Origin of the sequence: Bacillus sp. FSL R9-9497 (assembly GCF_038005805.1) — a bacterium.
GTDB classification, from domain to species: Bacteria; Bacillota; Bacilli; order Bacillales; family Bacillaceae_G; genus Bacillus_A; species Bacillus_A cereus.
The window spans coordinates 2,163,017-2,185,131 of record NZ_JBBOTY010000001.1 but is presented as its reverse complement, the minus strand read 5'-3'; the positions used below and the strand labels follow the sequence as shown (position 1 = coordinate 2,185,131).

Sequence of the window (22,115 nt, the reverse complement as noted above, 5' to 3'; positions counted from 1 at the left end):
TATATTTGTGACAGGTTTGTAAAGAGTAAAAAACGACGAGTTATGCCCGTCGTTACTTTCATTCATCCTCTTCATCAAAAACTTCATCAATCATGCATTTCTCTAATAAATACTCAAATGTAATATCTGCGAGATCTTCAATTTCTTCTCGTTTTGGGACGTACCCTCTTTCAATTAGTTGCTCATAAAAAAACTCCGCAATCTCTTCCGTATCAATCACGACTTCAATTTCCTTCATGAGCATCACTCCTTTATTTCTGTTTTATGAAAAAATCTCAAAATTATGTATATGAGATTAGAAAAATAGATTTTATTTTTTTATAGGTCATAAGCTTTGGACGAGATACATACGATTGTAGTACAAGCTATTCAAAGGGGGAAATAATAATGGAAAATCAATATGAAGTAGGACAAACAAAAGAAGAGTTCATGCATGAAGATCAATGGGCAGACTCTCTTATAAAGTGGCTTTTTATTTTTTTAATAGTTGTAGGCATACCTTATACTGCATATGTTGTTGTTCAATTTATTCTCTCTTTCTAGTTAACTATTTTTTCTCTGTCAATTTAACTAAATAATTATGAACAACATCCATTACAATTTTATATTCTTCATCTTTAAATGTATCGAACAATAATTGATAATCGTTATAAATGTCAAGTAATCCATCAATGATTTCTTGACGATTCGTCTTAACACTCACTTTTTTCGAGTTGTTAATTGACTTTAACTTTCCTAAATCTAATTTATTCATACCTGCTTTATCTTGTTTCATTTTCTTCAAAATTGCATTTGCCGTTTGAGCATTGGCGAGTAACGTTAAATCTGATTCATCCGCTTCTAACCATTCACCATCCGTAATCCGTGACAATTCATAAATTGTATCTTCCCATGCGTCATTCTTATATCTCCATACTTCTGTACGAAAACCAACAATACGGAAAACATCTTTATCATATCCAGTTACTTGCACAAGATCACCAAACGTGAAATTATAATTTAGTTCAATCCACTCCGTATCGCCCTTTTTCATATCTTGCTCTGTAACGTGCTGCAATGTTTGCTCTACGTAAAAGCCATCGTGATTATTGACTTCGTATACATAAACTCCATCTAAAACCTTCATATTTGTGATTTTCCCAACGGTTCCATATAGCGTAATCACGACTATGTCCCCTACGTTGTATTTAGGTTGTTTTTTTCTTGCCATCTCTATCTCTCCTTTTTTTGACGTCGTGATTTTGATATCAGTATATGCAACCTACATAAAAACGCTTATCACAGAAGCTTATATTCATAAATTTTTTCAATAAAAAATATAATCTTATAAAATTTACATTACACTCAAACAAAAGCTAGTAACTAGACTAGCTTCAAATCAACAAATTTCATAATAAAAAAACATACAGAATACTTCACTTTAAATAAAGTAATGTATTCTGTATGTTTTCAAATAGTTTTTATCTATCTTGTATGTATAAATCCCAGGCTTCATCAAATATAGACATACTTTCTAGCATTCCGCTCAACTCTAAGTATAAACTAATTTCATCATAGTCTTCAGATTGCTTCGGAAAACTTAAATCATCATACATCGCCTCTGCTAAATCTGAAATTTCATTTCTAAATAAAGCTGCACGATGCTTCATCATATAATGGTAAAATGTCTTTTTCAAAAATATTCCCTACCTTTCTAACTTGGGTACATTATACAAGGCAAAAAAGAAAAAAACCAGCATAAAAGCTGGTTAAAAGTCGAAATAATTTCTTTTTAATAGACGCGGTCTTCCCATTAATTCTTCATATGTTAGTTGTTTTGGTAAATCTTTCGTGTAAATTAAGAATAATTGATCTTCAATTTCTTTTACTGTATGGTCTGATTGATAGTCCATCCCGCACGAGGAACAAGAAATACATGGTGTCTCTTGGATTTCAATGGCTTTCGTACCATCTGGTAATTCCCAATATACAGTATTCAAGCTTTCTTTCGCTTCTGTACTGTCACACCACATACAATTCATACTGCATCACCCTCAGTTTTTTTGTCGTTTTCTTCTAATTTAGCCATTTGTGCTTGATATTTTTTATCTTTTAATTGATCGCGCTTATCACGTTTATCTTTTAAAGATGCATGAGTATCATTATCTTCGTAGTCTTTACGACGGTTCATACGCTGTAAGTCGTCTGGAACGAGGTTAAATTTCTTATCGCTCATAAGACCTGCGATACCAACATCTGAACGTTTTTCTTCATAGTTCGGATAAATCTCTTTAAAGTATCCTTCCGCTCTTCCTGGAATATAGCTCTCTGGCTCTGGATACGTCGTAATAACACCTTCAAAGTTACGAAGTACAACTTTATCTGCACTTTGTGAGATTAAATAGTTTGGCTGAAGTGCAATTTTACCGCCTCCACCTGGCGCATCAACAACGAATGTCGGAACAGCATAACCAGATGTGTGTCCACGTAAACCTTCAATAATTTCAAGACCTTTAGATACTGGTGCACGGAAGTGACCGATACCTTCAGATAAGTCACATTGATAAATGTAGTATGGACGTACACGGATTTTTACTAAGTCATGCATAAGTTTTTTCATAATTGGAACGCTGTCGTTAATACCAGCTAAAATTACTGCTTGGTTTCCGACTGGAACACCAGCATTCGCTAACATTTCACATGCCTTTTTCGATTCTTCAGTAATTTCAATAGATGTATTGAAATGTGTATTTAACCATACTGGATGGTATTTTTTAATAATGTTACATAAGTTTTCTGTAATACGTTGCGGGAATACTACTGGTGCTCTCGTTCCGATACGAATAATCTCAACATGCGGAATCTCTCGTAAATTTTTTAATACATATTCTAAAATTTTATCGTTAATTAGAAGTCCGTCACCACCGGAGATTAATACATCTCGTACTTGTGGCGTTTCACGAATATAAGCAATTGCATCATCTAATTGTTTCTTCGGTACACCCATTCCAATTTGTCCACTAAAACGACGACGTGTACAGTAACGACAATACATAGAACATTGATTTGTTACTAAGAATAGTACACGGTCCGGATAACGATGTGTTAGCCCTGGAACTGGTGAATCTTCGTCTTCGTGAAGTGGGTCTTCTAAATCATATTTTGTTTTATATAACTCTTCCGAAATCGGTACTGATTGCATCCGAATCGGACAGCGTGGATCATCAGGATTCATTAGCCAAGCATAGTACGGTGTAATGTTTAACGGGATCGTTTTCGTTGAAATTTTAACGCCCTCTTCTTCTTCAGGTGTTAAGTTAATCACTTTTCTTAAGTCATCTAACGTTTTGATCGTATTCGTTAATTGCCAAACCCAATCATTCCATTGCTCTTCAGTAACATCTTTCCATAATTCGATATCCTTCCAGTGACGATTTGGTTTGTATACATCATGTAACATTGCTATTCCCCCTTTTTATACGCTCATCCTTTATATAAGCAATAGTTATGCCAACTTTGCATTGTTGATAAGTAAATGTGCGGAGAACCCTATTACATAAGCGAAAAAATATTTTTAAGTGTTGTATGAGATCAATAATTAACATCACATTCATTACTTTTTATATATGTAAACGCTCTTTTATTGGTGCAAACACACAAAAACCGCCGATTATTCGGCGGTTTTGTCGTACTTGCTCAGTTTATATTGAAGCGTTTGACGAGGGATACCTAACATTTTTGCGGCTTGTAGTATATTCCCTTCCGTTTCAATCAACGCTTGATCTATTAATTCTTTTTCTGTTTGATGAAGTGCTTCTCTAAGTGGCATTATACCTTTTTTCTTCGAAAACTTCTCTTTCCGAAATGTACGTGGTAAACAATTGGCTGTTAATGTATTCCCTTCTGCAATAATAACAGCATGTTCAATCGTATGTTTTAACTCCCGGACATTTCCAGGCCACTGATAAGCTTGCAGTCTATCTTTCGCTTCCTCATCAATTTGAAGTACACCTTTTTTATAACTTTTATTATATTCTTTCAAAAAATAAGATGCTAATAATAGTACATCCTCAGTTCTTTCACGAAGCGGTGGGATATATAATGAAAATACGTTTAAGCGATAATATAAATCAGTGCGAATTTTATTCTCTCGTAAACATATTTCTGGAGGCTGGTTCATTGCGGTAATAACACGAACATCTACTTTTCTCGTCTTATTATCACCAATTCTTCTAATGACTCCATCTTCTAACACTCGTAACATTTTTGCCTGCAAATCAAGAGGCATTGAATTCAGTTCATCTAAAAATAATGTACCACCATCAACAAGTTCAAATAGCCCAGCTCTTTCAATCGCTCCCGTATAGCTTCCTTTTGTCGTTCCAAACAATAAACTTTCTAATAGCGACTCTGGTAAAGCTGCACAGTTTTGTGCAATAAATGGCTTGTTTTTTCTTTTAGAAGCTTCATGAATTGCTTGTACAAACAGTTCTTTTCCTGTTCCTGTTTCACCATATATTAAAACATTCGCGTCTGTTGGTGCTACTTTTTGTGCTAACTCTTTCGTCTGTTTAAACCGCGTATCATTTGTCACTATCGTCTCAAATGCAGCGTGCTTTTTAATCACTTTTTTTCTAGATGATCGCTTTATTTTCGACTGTAAGTCAACAATTGTGTCAGTAAGTTTTTGAATTGTAGAGTAATCCTTTGCAATTTCAACAGCCCCAGCAATATTCCCATCTATAAAAATAGGTAACGTCGTATTTACTGTACAAACATCTTCACCATTTAAATTTTGATAATGTTGTACCTGATGTACGATAGGTTTTTTTGTATCTAGTACTTTCATCAATGTACTCGTTTCCCTTGATAAAGACGGGAACGCTTCTAACAGATGTTTCCCTAACACTTTTTCAATCTTCGATCCATCGTGTTTTGCAGCTACAGAATTATAAAATATTGTAATTCCATTTTCATCTACAGCGTGTATAGCCTCATCAATACTGCCCAAAATCGCTTCAATGACTTCTTGTGTCGAAACTGCTAGCAATGTCATCCCCCCTCTTGCCGAAAATCCAGCAATTACATGCCGAATTTTCGGCACACCTATGTGCGATTGTAAGCATGACGATTCCGTTCTATAATTTTAATCAATTTTATATTTTCATTAGATAACTCGAAACTCTAATTAGTAAGGCTTTTTCAAACACCCAGCTCCACCTAAATGTTTTGCTTTACAGCCAAATTTTGAAGCGGAAGTTTTACTGCTTTCGAATAGCTAGATAGATCTTTCACCCATATATTCATATCTTCCAACTTATCGAAAATGTAGCAATTATTTGCCAGTCTTCCTGTATACGTATAGCCTAATTGATGAAAGGCAGCATTCATTCCGAAAGAAAGCGATCGAGCAATTGTATAGGAGCAGAAAATAGATCTTTCTCGAAGTTCTTCCTCTAATTTAATTAGTAAACTTTTCATAAATCCATGTTTACGATATTCAGGTAAAGTAGCACAATTCGTTAATTCTGCATTCCCTTCCTTTATGTTCATTTCTGCAGATGCTGTACTAATAATTTTCCCCTCAAATTCATATACGTAGTAAATTGTATCGTCTTCTTTCATCGTCTGTAATACATAACTCGCTTCATTTAAAGGTGTCGGATACACTTCAAACACTTTTCCGAATACAGTTGCTAATTCTTCTGCATCTTCTTCAGTCGCTTTTCTCAGCAAAAATTCCTCTGGAACTACTTTTTCTTTTATTTCTTTTCCTTTTACACCGCTTAATATAGTATCTTCCTCAGTCCAATGCATACTATTTCGTCTTTCATCATTATTATATTTCACGAAAAAGTATGCATCGTGTCCTTGAAAATAATGAGGTATCGTTGCTTCCAACAAAAAACCGAAAGAGAGCCATGTTGAAACATGCTCTCCCTTTCCTTTAATAATGCATTTAGTGAAAGAATGTTTCTCTGCTAGTTCGTCAATTGTCTGTATAATACTTTCAACATTTCCTGTATAGTGATCTACCCGAATACGCTTATTAAAATAATCTAAAACGCCTTCTACTGTATAACAATTCGTCTGTTCTCTAAAAGATTCATAGTATTTCATTTTTTCACCTCACACCAATCTAGTAATGTACATGCAATAATTTTTGCGGCAGCTATCATTTTATCAACTTCTATATATTCGTTTGGATAGTGTGCTACTTTCGTCTCCCCTGGACCAAATACTATTGTTGGTACGTTTGCAATTTGTGTAAATAAACCTCCATCAGTCCCCCACGGAGATGCTTCAATAATTGGTTCGTTCCCTTCGATTTCAACAAAGTTATGATGAAGTGTTGTAATGAGTTCATGATTCTCTTCTAGTTCACCAGGAACCCATCTCGCTCCAAACCATTCTACTTCTACTGGATTTTCAACAAACCAATTGTCCACATCATTTAATTCAGCAATCCAATTCTCAAACTCTTCTTTTGCCGCCTCTATAGTCTCATTCGGCGCAACACCGCATCTTCCTTCTAAAATTAATTCATCGGGAACAGAACTTGGCCAACTCCCTCCTTCAATTTTCCCAATGTTAATTGGAATTGGAATCGGAATTTCTTTAAATAACGGATCTATAATTCGACTATTTCTTTTCTCCTCTAGCTTTCTTACATGTTCTATAACAAACATACTTTTTTCAATTGCACTAACCCCTTCATAGCGCGTTCCACCGTGTGCAGCTTTCCCTTTTACACGTAGACGAAACCACATGGAACCTTGTTGTTTCGGGAAAAACTTCATATTAGTAGGCTCTGGAATAATGACACCATCTGCCTTATATCCTCGTAATATAGTTGCTAATGTCCCTGCTCCGCCACTTTCCTCTTCTATTACACTTTGAAAATAGATGTCTCCTTTTAATTCAATGCTAGATTCAATGATCGCTTCCATCGCAAGCATAAGTGCGACATTTCCGCCCTTCATATCCGTCGTTCCACGGCCATATATACGATTCCCTATTTTCTCACCGCTATAAGGGTGATGTTCCCACTGATTCACATCCCCTTCTGGAACTACATCAATATGCCCATTTAATATCATAGATTTCCCGTCGCCACTTCCTTTTAAAGTCGCTACAATATTTGGGCTATTCAAAAAACTTGTACGGGGTGATACAAAATAAGGGTGATCTTTCATTTTAGAAAAGGAGGGCTCCCATATATCGAGATCTAAACCTAATTCACGTAATTTTTCAATCACAATTGCCTGCGCACCGCTTTCATCACCAGATACGCTCTTTTCTTGAATTAATCGTTTTAAAAATTTCACACTTTCCTCTTCATGGCTCTCAATATAATCACAAACTTGCTTTTTTAATTGCTCCATATATTACATCTCCCTTCATTCAATTACTAGTAAGTTAGAACTAATTTGAAAATCAGCTTCTGTATGTCGTTTTACATCTTCTACTGTGTATGGGCTCATTAATTCTTGTAATATAAGTCCACTCGGAGTTACCTCCATGACTGCCATATCAGTAATAATTAAATCTACACATTTCTTTGAAGTTAATGGCAATGTACACTCTGAAACAATTTTTGCATTTCCGTACTTATCAACATGATTCATCACAACAACGACCCGCTTCGCTTTTTGTGCTAAATCCATTGCTCCACCAATACCTGGAACACGTTTTCCAGGTACAATCCAGTTTGCTAAATCACCATTTTCACTTACTTGTAATGAACCAAGAATCGTTATGTCTAGCAAACCTTTTCGAATCATCCCAAACGCTGTGCAGCTATCGAAATAACTCGCTCCTGTTATAAGAGAAGTTGGTAAACCTGCTGCATTACACAAATTTTCGTCTTCATTCCCTTTACTTGGCGTTGGTCCCATGCCCACGATTCCATTTTCCGCATGAAACATAACATTTATATCGTCAGGCAAATGATTTGGTACAAGCGATGGTATGCCAATACCTAAATTTACAATCATACCATTTTGTATTTCTTTCGCCGCACGCCTAGCAATCTTATCCCTCACTTCTACGCCCATACCCATTTCCAGTTCACTCCTTTCGACGGTACAATATAATTTACGAAAACACCTGGAACGACAATTTCCTCTGGATCTAAATTTCCAAGCGGGACTATTTCTTCTGCTTCTACAATTGTTATATCCCCAGCCATAGCTACATGAGGATTCATATTTCGTGCACTTTTGTCAAATACAAGGTTACCAAACGGATCTGCCTTCTTTGCATATACAATTGAAACTTCAGCAGTTAATGCTGTTTCAACTAAATAGGTCTTACCATTCATTTCAACTGTTCGTTTTCCCTCTTCCACAATTGTATCAACACCAACATCAACTAAAACACCACCAAGACCAACGCCACCAGCGCGAATGCGCTCTGCTAATGTTCCCTGGGGAGAAAACTCAATTTGTAATCTTCCCTCGTTTAGTTGCCTTCCTGCATTTGGATTGGAGCCAATGTGAGAAGTAATTAGTGATTTAACTCTTTCATTTGTAACAAGACGACCGATACCTACATCAGGAAATCCAGTGTCATTTCCAATCAAATTTAAATTTGTAACGCCTTTTTCTAAAATTGCCTGTATTAAAGATGGAGGGGATCCAATCCCTCCAAATCCCCCAAACATTAATGTCATATCATCATGGAACAAAGAAATTACTTCCTCAATTTCTTTTAATTTACCGAATGTATTTGTAATAGTTGTCATGCGATACTATGCCCTCCTTTTTGCATCATCTCTTCCACACTTTTAGAGAAAATTGAAAGTAATTCATCTAACTCGGAATATGTAGTTGTCATTGGCGGTGCTACAAGCAGTGCACTATCTTCTTTTCCTGCTTGCCCTGAAACTGCTTGATATAAAAGCAGGCCGTTTTTAGCTGCAACTGAAATAAGCTCCGACGCTTTTGTAAACGGTTGCAATTCTACTCCGATTAGCAACCCTTTTCCGCGCACATCAGCAATGATTGTCGATTGTTGCTGAACTTTCTGCAAGCCCTTTATTAAATAATCTCCCTTTTCTGCTGTTTTTTCAGGGAGATTATGTTTCTCCATATATTCAATAACAGCTAAAGCCGTTGCTGCAGACAATGGATTTGCACTTAACGTATGACCACTCATTACTGAACGTGATCCGCGTAATATTGGTTCCATAACACGATCACTTACAACTGTAGCTGCCATCGGTGTATATCCCGCTCCTAATCCTTTACCAAGTGTCATAATATCCGGCTCTACGCCCCAATGCTCCATCGCAAACCATGCTCCAGTACGACCAAGCCCAGTCATTACTTCATCCGCAATAAATAAAATATCGTAATGATTACAAATATCTTTAATGACTTTATAATAGTCTTTCGGCGGAACAACCGCGCCTCCAGCTGCTCCAATAACCGGCTCAGCAATAAAAGCAGCAATATGCTCTGCACCAATTCTTTCAATTGATCTTTCTAGTTCAGTCGCACATGCCAGCTGACAAGTTGGATATACCTTTTGAACAGGACATCTGAAACAATATGGAGCTGGTATAGTCGGATAATCTTCCAAAATAGATACGAAACGTTGTCTACGTAGTGGGTGACCAGACATCGATAAAGCACCCATCGTAATACCGTGATAACTCATCCATCTTGATAAAATTTTATGTTTCCCTTGAATACCTCGCTCTTGAAAATGCTGAATTGCAATTTTCATAGCTGTTTCATTCGCTTCCGTACCACTATTTACAAAAAAACTCCAGTTCAAATCTCCTACACTTAAATCACTTAACTTCTTCGCTAATTTTTCAGCTGGTTCACTCGTAAACTGTGATCTATAAACGAAAGCAATCTCCTCAGCTTGCTTTTTAATAACGTCTGCAATCTCCTTTACGCCATGCCCAATACCTGCCGTAATTGCTCCTGACGAACCATCAAAATATTTATTGCCATTTTGATCATACAAATAAACACCTTTTCCATGTGAAATCATTGGATACGGCTGACCAACAAGTGGTTTAATTAAGTAATCGCGCATAGCGCTCCCCCATTTCTCCAATTTGTATATATATATGAAGAAAATTGACGTTTCTTTCATAAAAAAGAATCCTCTGCAAAAGCAGTGAATTTATCAAAAAACTATTATAAAATATACAAATGAGTGCTTAAAAATATTTATAAAACAGAAAATTCAGAACTAGAAAACGAAGACCAACCCTTTTCTATACGCCCAAATACCCCTCCCTTTTATATGAAATGACTGCATCACCAAATGTTTTTATAGCATAATGCCAGCTGTCCTTAAATACCGACATTCTGTACACTTCGACGGAACTCCCGTTAAACTCCTTCCTATTATCCTACTTTAAATTGCATATTTTAAAACAAATTTCGACACCCCACCTTACTAATCAATTCAGATTCATATTTAATATGTAAACTTTTCATTTTTAAACTATAAAAAAAGAACCGATTAACCACACTAATCAGTTCGTCATGACGCTCTCTTATGGGTTAATACTGTCAATTGCTAAAATAAATAGAAAAATGAAGTTTACAAATTCATCCTACAGCCTATAACACAAAACCTTTTCATAACTTCATTCACATCACAATTACTATCAGGATATCTCTCTCCCGAAGTGGCACCCCTTTCCTCAGATTCAAACTATCTTTCCTTTATAATTTATGTAGGACAATTATCACTTTGTATGTGTATTTGCCTATAATTAAAAAAATCCCTAGTTTTCTAGCGATTTTTGGACATGTATTCAATATGTTAATTGAAATACACTTTCAATTTGGAATTTATTTTACTTTCGTGCAGTCATATGTACTGCTTTACTCTACGAAATTCTCGTAAGTACCAGCACCTCTTTATGACAACATATTTGTTGTCAATTTTTAATTTTCCCCTTATAAAATCTTTTTTTTTGCATAACCGCTTTCTTGCTTCGCATATAGTTTTAATGATGACAAAGGAGGAATGTTCATGTCTCAATCTGAAATCGAAAAATATGGACAAGAAGTTACGCAATACGAACAGCTCGCACGTTACTATCAGTTTCGTAATCCTAAAAAATATATAGAATTATATATGAAATATTACGATGCACTATCAAAACTTGTACAGGCGTATGAAACAAGAGACTCACAAGAAGCTGCTTTACCGTCACATATAAGAATTTTTCATGCCGATCCAAATATACCAGCAGTTGACATTTTAGTAAACGGACAAAAGGTTATTAAAAATATTTCATTTAAGCAATTCAGCCCTTATTTATCATTAGTGCAAGGTAAATACCGTATAGACATTGTTCCTGTCGGAAATGAAACTCCAATCTTTTCAGCGTTGGTACCAATAATGGGAAATCATACTTACACTCTTGCTGCAATAAATAGTGATAATCACCTACAATTACAGCCTATACTTGATAATACACATTTACCAGCTGGTCAAGCAAAAATACGGTTTGCACATTTCTCTCCAGATACCCCTGTTGTAAATGTAGATTTAAAAGATGGGGATCATTTATTTGAAAATGTACTCTTTAAACAAATAACAGATTTTTTGCAAGTTAGCCCTGGTACAGCAGATATTGAAATTTCACTCGCAGATAATAAAAACGTTTTATTGACTATACCGAAATTCAATGTTGAACCAAATGTTATTTATACAATTTCAATAGTAGGTTATTCAACTAAAGATCCTAAATTAGAAGCCGTTATACTCACAAATTAAAACAGTCTACACCATTCATTTGGTGTAGACTGTTTATTTTTGAAATGCAATTTGAAATTCTGTCCAATCGTTATCTGATCGACACATAATGGATCCATTATGTTTTTCCACAATTTGTTTACATACAAATAATCCAATACCAGTTCCTAACTTTTTAGTAGTTACAAATGGTTCAAAAATCGTTTCTACATTTTCAGCTGGAATCATTGGTCCATTATTTTTTATCACAATTCGAATAGCTTGATCTTCTTCAAATACATCAATGATAATTTTTCGTTCTTCTTTCATTGATTCAAGAGCATCAATTGAATTCATTAATATGTTTAAAAATACTTGTCTCACTTCACTTCGATAACCAACAAGCGGAATTGGATACGGTAAATTCTTTTCAATCAAAACATTCGCATTGACCAAACTCGGATATAAAAATTGTATAATGTCTTGAAACAAGTCATTAAGCCAAAACCGTTCCGATTCATTCCACATTTCTTTTTTTGATACGAGTAAAAATTGCGAAATACGAAAATTTAATTGATCTAATTCATGCGAAATAATATCTAAATACGATAAACTCGGATGATCTGCCTTTAATAATTTGACAAACCCCATAATGGAAGTAAGCGGATTACGAAATTCATGTACAAAACTAGCTGACATTTGTCCTAAAATCGTCAGTCTTTCTTTATGTGTTTCGTTAATATATTGCTGTTTTTCCTCTAAATTCTTCGATATAATTTCCGAGTATTTTAAAACGGTATAATAAATTAATTTGTCAAAACAAGTATGTATTTTTGCCATAATTGGTTTCAATTCACGAGCACTAACATCTAATTCACACATCGCTTCGAAAAGTTCATTTCTTCCCACGTTTGCGTTATAAACAAAATCTCCAATATTCGCATCTGCTCCAGCACGTTCAATAGCAATTTTCTCACATAACGGTTGAAGATAATTTATATCTTTATCTTCCATAGTAAGTTCGATAATTAACTCTAGTAAATCCTCTCCATTTTGAACTACTTCTAGTTTAAATGGATCTTTTTCGGAAATTATCATTTTGTTTTTCCAGTTCTCTACGAATTGGTGCCTATTGTTTTTCAAGTGTGAACAAAATATTTCTTTAATATCCTTATCGATTGGAAAAACCTCCATTCCCTCCATTTCCATACGACGAATACCCTTTATATTTTGAATATTAACACAAAAAATACGATTCGTTAATAGATTTTTGTCACATTTTGTTAATTTCTGTTGATAAAATTATTTTTTCTTTCTTATTTAACTAATTGTATGCAAATCCCCTTTTTCCTTCACATATTTTCATTATTTCCGTAGTCAAAACGACTTTTTTTGCATCATTTTTAATTCTTGCGTACAATAGAAAATGAAAGGTGTGAAAAATATGGTAAATAAAAATGTGGAAGATTATCTCCAAGAAGGCATTTACGGCCAAAAGCAAAACAAACCAGAAGAACGTAATATGTATTTAACTACATTACGTGAGCGTGTGGAAATCGCTTTAACGATCGGTCAAGTAATGCAAAGTAATGTATACTCTGAAGTGGCGGGTAGCATGCGCCCTTCTCAATCATTACAACTCCTCCTAAATGGTGGCATTGCTTACCCACATTTATCAAAATACATTAAATTAGCAAACGAAAAAAATGTTCCTTTTACAATTGTTCAAAATAAAGATACAAAAACACCAATCGGTTTAGTATTAACTCATGCTACTGCTGTAGATAAAGAACAAATTTATGTAGAAGATACTATTTTCAAACAAGAAATGAAGTAAAAGTTACACTTAATTAAATAGTTACTAGAAGCGTAAAAAACGAGTATGGAATCGTAAACATTTCCTACTCGTTTTTTAGTGCAAGTTTTAAGTTTTTCTATTTTATTTTTTAATACATACTAATTTCATTTCTGTCATTTCTTCTATTGCATATTTAATTCCTTCACGCCCCGTACCACTTTCTTTCACACCACCATAAGGCATATGATCTACTCTGAACGTTGGTATATCATTAATCATGACACCACCAACCTCTAGCTCATCAATTGCACGCATTGCTTTAACTAAATTATTTGTAAATACACCTGCCTGTAAGCCGTAACGCGAATTATTTACTTGTTCAATCGCTTCATCAAATTCTTTAAATGTATTTACTGTCATGAGTGGGCCGAATACTTCTTGGCACTGCACAGATACATGATCTGGAACATTTGTTAATACAGTCGGTTCAAAAATTCTTGCATCGCGCTTTTTACCACCGCATAAAACAGTTGCTCCTTCCTTAATTGCTTCTTGAACCCACATATCAATTCGCTCTACATCTTTTTTTGAAATTAAAGCTGATACATCCGTTTCCTCAAGCAGTGGATCACCAACAACAACTGATTCCATCGCTTTCTTCAGCTTCGAAAGAAATTCATGCATTTTCGTTTCATGTACAAAAACACGTTGTACGGAAATACAAACTTGTCCATTATTAACAAATGCTCCCCATTTTACACGTTCAATTATTTCATCTGTTAACTCTACATCTTCATCAATGATAACAGCAGCATTTGATCCTAGTTCCAACGTAACTCGTTTTAGCCCAGCCTTTTGTTTTATTCCAATTCCAACTTTTGGACTTCCGGTAAAAGTAATAGAAGCAACGTAATCATTTTTGACGATGGCCTCACCAACCGTGGAGCCAGGGCCAGAAATGATATTTAAAGCTCCATTTGGCAATCCTGCCTCTTCAAATAACTCAACTAATGCATAAGATGATAATGGCGTTTGATCAGCTGGCTTTAATACAACTGTATTTCCGGCAGCAATTGCTGGTCCAACTTTATGCGCTACTAAATTTAATGGGAAATTAAATGGTGTAATAGCCCCTATAACCCCAATCGGCTTTCGGATTGTATATGCGATACGCCCATCCGCACCAGGTGCGGCGTCTAATGGCAATGTCTCACCATATATACGCTTCGCTTCTTCAGCTGCAAATTTGTACGTTTGAACAGTACGATCTACTTCTCCCCTTGCAGCACGTATTGGTTTTGCAGCTTCTTTTGCAATAATCTCTGCAAATTCTTCTCTTCTTTCATCCATTTTTTGTGCAACTTTCTCTAAAATAGTCGCACGATCATATGCAGATAATGTATTCATTTTTGTCATTGCATTTTTTGCAGCAGTAACAGCCTCTTTTACATCTTCTTCCGTTCCTTGTGCAATTTCCGCTAATGTTTCTTCAGAATATGGTGCGTACAATGGTTTATACGTGTTTACAGATTTCCAGTCTCCATTTATATATAAATGCTTTTTCATACTTCTTCTCCTTCCAAATATATGTATACAACAATACTTCACCTAGTGAAAGGTTTGACTTATGTCATTGTATCATAGCTCCTATCCCTCAAAAAACATTATGCTCAAAAAAACTCTGCTATATAGCAGAGTTTACGAGCTAATTTGCTCTTGTAACGAAATTTGTTTTTCATCTTCTAAAATAACAATCGATTCTACTATCTTTGTAACTTCTAATCTTTTTATATAATGTCCATCTAATTCTTTCACACAAAACTTATAATTTTCAATTTCAATGGAATCCTCTTCAGCAATCTCTATATTCTTCGTTAAAATCCAACCACCGATTGTATCAACACCATCATCATCAATCCCTAAACCAAATAACGTATTTACTTCACTAACAAGTACTTTTCCCTCTAGTATCGTCTTCGTTTCACTAACCTTTTGAATTTCTGGCTGCTCATCCGTATCAAACTCATCCTGAATATCTCCAACAATTTCTTCCAGAATATCTTCAACAGTAACAAGTCCAGATGTTCCACCATATTCATCTATCAATATAGCAATATGTGTTCTTTCTTTTTGCATTTTCAAAAACAAATCATGAATTGGAATAGAATCGATAACTAAAATAATTGGTCTCATATATTGCTCTACTGTCTTCTTATTAACAGCTTTATGTTGTACAAATTCAGTAAAAATATCTTTAAAATTCACAAAACCTATTACGTGGTCTTTGTCGCCATCAACAACTGGATACCTTGTATATTTTTCACGAGACATTTTTTGCAGAGCTTCTTCAGCAGACATCTCTTTACTTATAATATTCATTTCAGTTCGAGGTACCATTATTTCTTTTGCAATCCGATCATCAAATTCAAAAATTTTATTCACATATTTATATTCAGATTGATTAATCTCACCATTTCTATAACTTTCTGAAACTAACAACCGTAATTCTTCTTCTGAATGAACCTCATCATGTCCCTTCGGCGGTTTTAGCCCTAGCAGCTTCGTAATGATTCGAGCTGAACCATTTAATAGCCAAATGAATGGGAATGCAATACGATAAAAGAAAATTAACGGCTTAGAAACAAGTAAACTCACTTGTTCAGATTTTTGAATTGCAAATGTTTTTGGGGCCAATTCACCTATTACAACATGCAAAAAAGTAATTAACAAAAACACTAAAATCACAGCAAAAATGTCTGCTAGTTGAGTAGAGATATTCCAATTTGCAAAAAGCGTATCAAACATTTGCTTTAACGCAGGTTTACCAAACCACCCAATTCCTAAAGCTGTAACAGTAATTCCTAGCTGACAAGCAGATAAATATTCGTCTAAGTTTGTAATGACTGTTTTGACCGATTTTGCACGATTATTTCCTTCTGCAATTAAATAGTCAATTCGTGAACTTCTCACTTTAACAATTGCAAATTCTGCTGCAACGAAAAATGCCGTTAAAGCAATTAAAACAATCACTATACTTATACTATATATGTCCAAATACTTTTCCTTACTTACATTGTAAGCAAGGAAGCCACCTCCTACTTAATTTTATTCAAGTGAAGTAAGCATTCTAATACTCTAACAAAATTCTACATTAGCAACCACCTTTTTATATATTATATGCATACATAAAAAAGATATTTATCATTATGATAATCTAATTCATTTACACTCGTCAAATTATTCTAAATGTTACGATAAAACATTTTTATTTAAACGAACTATTCTTCTCAACTCAATTTCGTGAAAAAACACTTTCTTTGCCGATTCCACACTTCTTTTGTCACACTAGAAGGGAACTTACTTCATAGCTCGAAATCATTCAACAGGATATATATAGGAGGGATTATTTTGGAATATAAAACACCATTTATCGCAAAGAAATTAGGTGTTAGCCCAAAGGCTGTTGTCCGGATCGCACAACAATTAAATCTTACGATAGAGAAAAACAAATATGGTCACTTTATTTTCACACAAGAGGATGTCGATCAAATGTTAGAACACCATCGATTTCAAATAGAGCAATCTCAAAATTCTCAATCTACTCAAAAGGCTTCCTCAAATGAAGTTGAGGAATTAAAAACTCAAGTTAATACAATTGTTCAAAACATATCATCGAATGATTTTGAGCAATTAGCTGATCAATTAAACACTATTACGAGAAGACTTGATCGAATGGAAGAACAAATGCAAGATAAGGCAAATGATGTCGTCACGTACCAACTTTTACAACACCGTCGTGAAATGGAGGAAATGTTAGAGCGAATTCAAAAGTTAGAAGCTGCCCTAACGAAAGAAGAACCCATTTATATTACTCCTGATTCAAAACCAACATATGAACGAGAAAAGAAACCGAAGCGCCGCAAAATGATTTTTAGTATATTTGGATTATAATTTTTAGACCCTTATTAAAATAATAAGGGTCTTTTTTAATGAAGAGTTATATCCTATACAAATATTATTCTCTTTATTATACATATTCACTTCGCTTTATTTCGTTAACATAATATTTTTACTGTATTCTGCAATTAATGCCTGTGCATGAGCATTCCCTTGAATCACATCACGAAATTCTTTTAAAGAATACAAATGCGTAACCCCTTTTCGAGCATGAATTCTTACTGGTACACCTTGTAAAGTATCATGAAACTGAAATGGATTATCTATTGGCTCAATTGGAAAACCAAGTGTAAGTAAATACATATACATTCTTTTTGTTACTGCTGCAATGTACCATTCAGCTTTTGTTTCTAACGCATGTATAAATAAAATAGCTGTTAGCCTTTTGAAATGTCCTCTCCCACGAGACGTTTTCGAAATACTTAACTTACCTATTTCATACACATTCTTCAAATCTTTTACTAAATCATTTTTAGAAAACGGATAGAAAAACTCAGAATTTGATTGTTCAGGTATCGTATACTTAATACATTCTACTGTACCAATAGGATGTTCATCTTCTATTAATAAAAATCGTGATGGATTTAAATTACGTTCTACGAACATTAAGTTTCTTTCTTCACAAAAATCTCCCCATAGTTGCTCGAACCCAAAATGTTCTTCCTTTGTTTGAACACGCTGGAACATATTTAACCGCCTTTCCCATCGCCGCTCTGTTTTTGATAACGCTTTCACTATCTATCATATAAGAACAAATCTTCGTATGCAACTAAAAATATTTATGACTTATTATATTCTGCAAAATGAATTAGATTCCAATTTAATCGACTTTTATCCCGCGCTCACATTCCTTTTAATAACACATTTGTAGCACTTTTCAAATCTAAATTACATTATGTTTCTTTCCATACAGCATATAATTCTTCTTAATCTAAAGAAATCCTTTATGAAAAAGGATTTCTTTTACTTCTTAATGCTTTTTAACCATTTTTCAAAAATTTGTATCATCCCATGTTTTCCAGCTAATTTCTCTTCCCCTTGTTTCGTCTTATATGGATATAACTGCAAGAAAACGCCGCATCCAGACTCAATTTTTTTACTATGCATATGGCTTCCTGGATATACACAAATGACTTCATAAATTGACCTTCGATAATAGACTCGCTTTCCATCCTGTTCTTCTACATACTTTATAGACCAGTACTTATACATTTGCTCAGTTGCTTTCGTATTTCCGACGTGCTGAAAAATATTGTACATTGGACTATACTTCACTTCAATAATAATAGAAGATTTATATACGTATTTCCCATCTTCTTTTACATAACAGTCTAAGCGAATATCTGGCTTCTTCGTATCCTCACCATTGTAAAAATTACTACCTTTACTTAATGCAATAAGAGGATGTGTTTCAATTAAGTCATTAAATGCAACATGCACCTTTATATCATCTCGTTCTAAAACTACTGTCGTTCCATCTTGTAATCCATCTACATAAAAATGTTCTTGTATTTGTTCACGGATAGAGTTTCTAGCTTCAAAACCAATTTGCTCTAAAATTGAAATAACGATAAAAAAAGCGTAATATTCATACACTAAAAACGTTGGCTTATAAACAAATAATAACGATGGAGATTGATCCGTATATTGCGGGAGTACTTCTAAATGATGTAGTAATTGTTGATGTGGTATCGGTAAATCATGTAAGTTCATGTTACTTGTTTCAGTAACTTCCCTCCAAAACGAAGAATGCATTAACATTTGAAAGTATTGTACATTTTCATGCACAATATGCGCCAATATTTTATATTCTTGTATTTTCATTGAGCTCTTTCGTAAATCGGCTTCTTTTAGTAAATGTATATTTTTATATTTTTGCTTCTCTCTATCAGTTACCGATCCATTACGCTCAATTGTTTGTATAATCGTTTTTACGGCTTGAAACTCTTCTGATTTTTTCTTTTTTTCTCTTTCTAAGATTTCAATTGTTTGACGTAAAAAACTTTTTGCTTCAATTAAATAATGATAAAATTGCATCGCTTTATATTTAAGAAATGCATTTTCCTTACTATTTTTTTGTTCCATAAACTTACGATTATAATGTTTGGCATAAGGTTTTCGTTCTGCCACTATAGTTCCTTTTCTTGTTGGCCTTCGCTCTTTTCCTTCCCATTTATATTCATTTATAAATTTTGAGCTTGATTCTATTTTCTTAAAGATTTGCTTTATCATTTTCATTTTTTGGGGTAACTTTCTAAGTAACACTAAATAAGAAGAATCCTCAATATCGCTAAGTGCAGAGAAGGTCTTTTTATAGTAACCTCTATCCAAAATCAACTCATTTAAAATTGACTTCACATAGTCTTGAATCATTTCAAATTGATCATCAAAAAAGTTTTTCGGTACGATTTGAAATGCGCCATAATACGTTGTATCTTCTATACGCACTTCAAAATGGTATAAACCACAGCGCCATGGATAAAAGAATTCTGTTTTCCCATGTTCATATATTAATACTCTTTGTTTTTTTTCATTTATTTCATATTGAGCCTCTTTTATATTTTTCTGTCCCTCATATACTTTATTCCATATAAAAGTAATATTCATTGGAATTTCATAATTGTACTGCAATCTTATTGGTTTTAATTCTTGTACTTTATAAATACATTGAACTAATGCTGTAGTAGATGTACAAAGACGATTTAATAAAATATAATCTCCTTTCCCCTCATTTCCAATGATTAACTTTAATACAAAAGGGAGCGTTTCATTCGTATCAACGATTTTTGTTTCGTAACGCCCTTCATTTTGCATATCCATACAGCTCCAGTTCTCTACGTTTTTCTCGTATATATGCTAAAGAGTGTTCAAATGTAGATACTCTGTTTGCAAGTGCAGATTGCAAAAGAGGTACTAAGGTCGCCCCCCTTTTTGCTTCTTCAGAAAGTAAAGGCCCAACCATCATTTCGGTCCCTCTGATTTTCGTCAATACACGCTGCTTTATTTGTAAATCAAACCCCTCTTCTCTACTGATCATATAGGTATGATTATTTTGGAACGGTATGTTTTGCAAATAAGTCGCAATTGCATTTGCACATCGGAAAGAAATTCCCTTAGACGCGTCATGTGATGACAATACGACATGCAACTTATCTAATAGCTCTAATTCTTCTTCAGAAAACACTTCAATCATCGCTTTATTTCTCATCCAATTTATCCGAAATTCTCCCGCTGTTACTTTCAAAGGTGGATGTAATACGACTTTCCCCTGTTCCATGTCCATCTCACAAAACGGAATTTTCTGTAACGTTATTAGGTTCGTTCGATCTAATAATCGATCAGAGAGCTCTTTTGTTGTTTCATCAAAATTCACAGTACCTACAAATATAATATTTTCTCCAATTTCAATTGTTGATGGAATTGAATTCTCTATGTCCTGTACACCCTCATACAAGTTTAAAATACGATTTTTTGTTTCAAGTTCAAGAACAGATAGAAACGGAGTAAACCAATGCTCAATATAAGACATGTTCATTTCATCAAAAACGATTATATACAGTTGATTGGGATTTTCTTTCGCCTTCATTAACGTTCTAACTAACTTCGTTTCACTTTCAATAAAAGTACCATTTGGATGAAGGTAACCAAGTAAATCATGTGGTTCTTGATACGATGGCGAAATCGGAATCCAAACCAACTCTTCCCCATACTGTAACCCTAATGCTTCTGCATAAGTTTGCACAAACCGTGATTTCCCAACGCCCGGTATACCACCAAGAATCGTTAACATATTTGTTTTTACACTTATATGGAAATTATAAATATCCGTTTCATCCAAATATAACCCTTTATTATGCACCATACTTTGTACATACTGTAAAAAAGACGATTCACGCTCATCCCATTCCCATTCATCTTTTTGTACTTTTATATCCTCTACTTCAACTAGCTTACCTTCTTCATGCATTCGTTTTTTTAATTGCTCATACACATAATCACTTACAAAATATAATTGATCTTCTACCGCTATTTCTACATACTTCGTCCAGTCACTGCAGTTTATATATTTACATTCACGTTTCTGTTCAAAATAGGCGATTGAGCTAATTGATGACTTTAGGGATATGTTTCCGTAAAGTCTTCCATCGTGCCACAATAATTCGGGAGGCTCAAAGTCTTTCGGAAATTTTGGCATAAGAAATGATAAATAACCGTTGCTAAGTTTTCGTTCTAAAGATTCTCTTTTTTTATTATTTGTAACTTTAGGTGCCGGAATCATTTTATAGCTGCTTGCTATTTCTTTCGGTTCTTCTGTACATATTAACTCCACGTATACATTTCCTCTTTCATAATAAAGACGAAACATTACTAGTTGCTTTTCTAATTTCCTCTTCTTTAATTCCGAAAAGATTTTTTCATTCTTTTTATTGCTACATAACCCTTCAAATACATATGGTTCATTTGTAAATTGTTCCTGTAAAGTGAATGGTATTGGCGATAAGCATTGTACAAAGAAATTCTCTCCACTCTTCTCTTTCTCAGCTTTTGTAAATTTCCCTAAAAATCTCATATAGTACATTCGTTTTATAAAACTTGGCTGAAGAGCTTTATGTAATTTCACCTTAGTCACCTTCTTTTTTCATACTATTCTTAGTGTATGAAAGAA

General features: G+C 34.2%; 21 protein-coding genes. 4 read left to right on the top strand and 17 right to left on the bottom strand.

The genetic code is table 11. The features are described from left to right. Positions 1–58 precede the first annotated feature (58 nt). Complete coding sequence (locus tag MKY21_RS11380; RefSeq protein ID WP_000658451.1) at positions 59–238, bottom strand: YozD family protein; 180 nt, start codon at positions 236–238, stop codon at positions 59–61. A 149-nt stretch (positions 239–387) separates the two neighbouring features. On the opposite strand from MKY21_RS11380, the gene MKY21_RS11375 reads away from it, so the two are divergent. After that, positions 388–543, top strand: a complete 156-nt coding sequence (locus MKY21_RS11375) for a DUF3930 family protein (RefSeq protein WP_000431486.1) — start codon at positions 388–390, stop codon at positions 541–543. A 4-nt stretch (positions 544–547) separates the two neighbouring features. On the opposite strand, the gene MKY21_RS11370 is transcribed toward MKY21_RS11375, so the two are convergent. From MKY21_RS11370 to MKY21_RS11325, 10 genes are all read right to left on the bottom strand, one after another. After that, on the bottom strand, positions 548–1,210 hold the full coding sequence (locus MKY21_RS11370; protein ID WP_000101499.1) for a hypothetical protein: 663 nt from the start codon (positions 1,208–1,210) through the stop codon (positions 548–550). A 250-nt stretch (positions 1,211–1,460) separates the two neighbouring features. Beyond that, positions 1,461–1,676: a YozE family protein gene (locus MKY21_RS11365; protein WP_016117750.1), complete on the bottom strand. Its 216-nt coding sequence runs from the start codon at positions 1,674–1,676 to the stop codon at positions 1,461–1,463. A 72-nt stretch (positions 1,677–1,748) separates the two neighbouring features. Beyond that, a complete protein-coding gene (locus MKY21_RS11360; RefSeq protein WP_000995763.1) occupies positions 1,749–2,021 on the bottom strand; it encodes a YokU family protein in 273 nt (90 codons plus the stop codon). Continuing rightward, positions 2,018–3,439, bottom strand: a complete 1,422-nt coding sequence (gene ablA / locus MKY21_RS11355) for a lysine 2,3-aminomutase (RefSeq protein ID WP_000902142.1) — start codon at positions 3,437–3,439, stop codon at positions 2,018–2,020. Before ablA ends, MKY21_RS11360 begins: the two co-directional genes overlap by 4 nt. Positions 3,440–3,649: 210 nt before the next feature. After that, positions 3,650–5,035, bottom strand: a complete 1,386-nt coding sequence (gene rocR / locus MKY21_RS11350) for an arginine utilization transcriptional regulator RocR (protein ID WP_011110073.1) — start codon at positions 5,033–5,035, stop codon at positions 3,650–3,652. 164 nt (positions 5,036–5,199) lie between these two features. Further along, on the bottom strand, positions 5,200–6,099 hold the full coding sequence (ablB, locus tag MKY21_RS11345; RefSeq protein ID WP_086392383.1) for a putative beta-lysine N-acetyltransferase: 900 nt from the start codon (positions 6,097–6,099) through the stop codon (positions 5,200–5,202). After that, the gene (locus MKY21_RS11340; protein WP_000436685.1) at positions 6,096–7,364 is read right to left on the bottom strand and encodes a peptidase; all 1,269 of its coding nucleotides are present in this window, start codon (positions 7,362–7,364) and stop codon (positions 6,096–6,098) included. The genes ablB and MKY21_RS11340 overlap by 4 nt, the downstream gene beginning before the upstream one ends. A 15-nt stretch (positions 7,365–7,379) precedes the next feature. Further along, positions 7,380–8,042 (bottom strand): CoA transferase subunit B, encoded by a 663-nt coding sequence (locus MKY21_RS11335; protein WP_000525278.1) that lies wholly within the window; start codon positions 8,040–8,042, stop codon positions 7,380–7,382. Beyond that, positions 8,027–8,725 carry an acetate CoA-transferase subunit alpha gene (atoD, locus tag MKY21_RS11330; protein ID WP_086392382.1) on the bottom strand — a complete coding sequence of 233 codons (699 nt, stop codon included), beginning with the start codon at positions 8,723–8,725 and terminating at the stop codon, positions 8,027–8,029. The genes MKY21_RS11335 and atoD overlap by 16 nt, the downstream gene beginning before the upstream one ends. Next, positions 8,722–10,032, bottom strand: coding sequence for an aspartate aminotransferase family protein (locus MKY21_RS11325; protein ID WP_001205897.1), 1,311 nt, complete (start codon positions 10,030–10,032; stop codon positions 8,722–8,724). Before MKY21_RS11325 ends, atoD begins: the two co-directional genes overlap by 4 nt. A 954-nt stretch (positions 10,033–10,986) precedes the next feature. Here MKY21_RS11325 and MKY21_RS11320 point away from each other — a divergent pair. Beyond that, the gene (locus tag MKY21_RS11320) at positions 10,987–11,736 is read left to right on the top strand and encodes a DUF4397 domain-containing protein (protein ID WP_000083284.1); all 750 of its coding nucleotides are present in this window, start codon (positions 10,987–10,989) and stop codon (positions 11,734–11,736) included. 33 nt (positions 11,737–11,769) lie between these two features. On the opposite strand, the gene MKY21_RS11315 is transcribed toward MKY21_RS11320, so the two are convergent. Continuing rightward, positions 11,770–12,903 carry a BA2291 family sporulation histidine kinase gene (locus tag MKY21_RS11315; protein ID WP_000425086.1) on the bottom strand — a complete coding sequence of 378 codons (1,134 nt, stop codon included), beginning with the start codon at positions 12,901–12,903 and terminating at the stop codon, positions 11,770–11,772. 235 nt (positions 12,904–13,138) lie between these two features. Here MKY21_RS11315 and MKY21_RS11310 point away from each other — a divergent pair, with 235 nt between their 5' ends. Continuing rightward, the gene (locus MKY21_RS11310; protein ID WP_000247557.1) at positions 13,139–13,531 is read left to right on the top strand and encodes a YueI family protein; all 393 of its coding nucleotides are present in this window, start codon (positions 13,139–13,141) and stop codon (positions 13,529–13,531) included. A 102-nt stretch (positions 13,532–13,633) separates the two neighbouring features. Here MKY21_RS11310 and MKY21_RS11305 read toward each other — a convergent pair whose 3' ends face one another. After that, the gene (locus MKY21_RS11305; RefSeq protein ID WP_000716457.1) at positions 13,634–15,058 is read right to left on the bottom strand and encodes an aldehyde dehydrogenase family protein; all 1,425 of its coding nucleotides are present in this window, start codon (positions 15,056–15,058) and stop codon (positions 13,634–13,636) included. Positions 15,059–15,190: 132 nt separating this feature from the next. Continuing rightward, on the bottom strand, positions 15,191–16,546 hold the full coding sequence (locus tag MKY21_RS11300) for a hemolysin family protein (RefSeq protein ID WP_002098489.1): 1,356 nt from the start codon (positions 16,544–16,546) through the stop codon (positions 15,191–15,193). Positions 16,547–16,900: 354 nt separating this feature from the next. Between MKY21_RS11300 and racA the strand changes: the two genes are divergently transcribed. Next, the gene (gene racA, locus MKY21_RS11295) at positions 16,901–17,443 is read left to right on the top strand and encodes a chromosome-anchoring protein RacA (protein WP_000456022.1); all 543 of its coding nucleotides are present in this window, start codon (positions 16,901–16,903) and stop codon (positions 17,441–17,443) included. A gap of 96 nt (positions 17,444–17,539) precedes the next feature. On the opposite strand, the gene MKY21_RS11290 is transcribed toward racA, so the two are convergent. From MKY21_RS11290 to MKY21_RS11280, 3 genes are all read right to left on the bottom strand, one after another. Further along, a complete protein-coding gene (locus MKY21_RS11290) occupies positions 17,540–18,136 on the bottom strand; it encodes a hypothetical protein (RefSeq protein ID WP_000487794.1) in 597 nt (198 codons plus the stop codon). Between the two features lie 276 nt (positions 18,137–18,412). Further along, on the bottom strand, positions 18,413–20,263 hold the full coding sequence (locus MKY21_RS11285) for a hypothetical protein (protein ID WP_016117746.1): 1,851 nt from the start codon (positions 20,261–20,263) through the stop codon (positions 18,413–18,415). Further along, positions 20,253–22,070: an AAA family ATPase gene (locus tag MKY21_RS11280; RefSeq protein ID WP_000766199.1), complete on the bottom strand. Its 1,818-nt coding sequence runs from the start codon at positions 22,068–22,070 to the stop codon at positions 20,253–20,255. The genes MKY21_RS11285 and MKY21_RS11280 overlap by 11 nt, the downstream gene beginning before the upstream one ends. Between the last annotated feature and the right edge of the window lie 45 nt (positions 22,071–22,115).

Bases quoted from the DNA above. Each gene is read 5' to 3' on its own strand.
- MKY21_RS11380 (WP_000658451.1), bottom strand. From the start codon at position 238: ATGAAGGAAATTGAAGTCGTGATTGATACGGAAGAGATTGCGGAGTTT.
- MKY21_RS11375 (WP_000431486.1), top strand. From the start codon at position 388: ATGGAAAATCAATATGAAGTAGGACAAACAAAAGAAGAGTTCATGCAT.
- MKY21_RS11370 (WP_000101499.1), bottom strand. From the start codon at position 1,210: ATGGCAAGAAAAAAACAACCTAAATACAACGTAGGGGACATAGTCGTG.
- MKY21_RS11360 (WP_000995763.1), bottom strand. From the start codon at position 2,021: ATGAATTGTATGTGGTGTGACAGTACAGAAGCGAAAGAAAGCTTGAAT.
- ablA (WP_000902142.1), bottom strand. From the start codon at position 3,439: ATGTTACATGATGTATACAAACCAAATCGTCACTGGAAGGATATCGAA.
- rocR (WP_011110073.1), bottom strand. From the start codon at position 5,035: ATGACATTGCTAGCAGTTTCGACACAAGAAGTCATTGAAGCGATTTTG.
- ablB (WP_086392383.1), bottom strand. From the start codon at position 6,099: ATGAAATACTATGAATCTTTTAGAGAACAGACGAATTGTTATACAGTA.
- MKY21_RS11340 (WP_000436685.1), bottom strand. From the start codon at position 7,364: ATGGAGCAATTAAAAAAGCAAGTTTGTGATTATATTGAGAGCCATGAA.
- MKY21_RS11335 (WP_000525278.1), bottom strand. From the start codon at position 8,042: ATGGGTATGGGCGTAGAAGTGAGGGATAAGATTGCTAGGCGTGCGGCG.
- atoD (WP_086392382.1), bottom strand. From the start codon at position 8,725: ATGACAACTATTACAAATACATTCGGTAAATTAAAAGAAATTGAGGAA.
- MKY21_RS11325 (WP_001205897.1), bottom strand. From the start codon at position 10,032: ATGCGCGATTACTTAATTAAACCACTTGTTGGTCAGCCGTATCCAATG.
- MKY21_RS11320 (WP_000083284.1), top strand. From the start codon at position 10,987: ATGTCTCAATCTGAAATCGAAAAATATGGACAAGAAGTTACGCAATAC.
- MKY21_RS11315 (WP_000425086.1), bottom strand. From the start codon at position 12,903: ATGGAAATGGAGGGAATGGAGGTTTTTCCAATCGATAAGGATATTAAA.
- MKY21_RS11310 (WP_000247557.1), top strand. From the start codon at position 13,139: ATGGTAAATAAAAATGTGGAAGATTATCTCCAAGAAGGCATTTACGGC.
- MKY21_RS11305 (WP_000716457.1), bottom strand. From the start codon at position 15,058: ATGAAAAAGCATTTATATATAAATGGAGACTGGAAATCTGTAAACACG.
- MKY21_RS11290 (WP_000487794.1), bottom strand. From the start codon at position 18,136: ATGTTCCAGCGTGTTCAAACAAAGGAAGAACATTTTGGGTTCGAGCAA.
- MKY21_RS11285 (WP_016117746.1), bottom strand. From the start codon at position 20,263: ATGCAAAATGAAGGGCGTTACGAAACAAAAATCGTTGATACGAATGAA.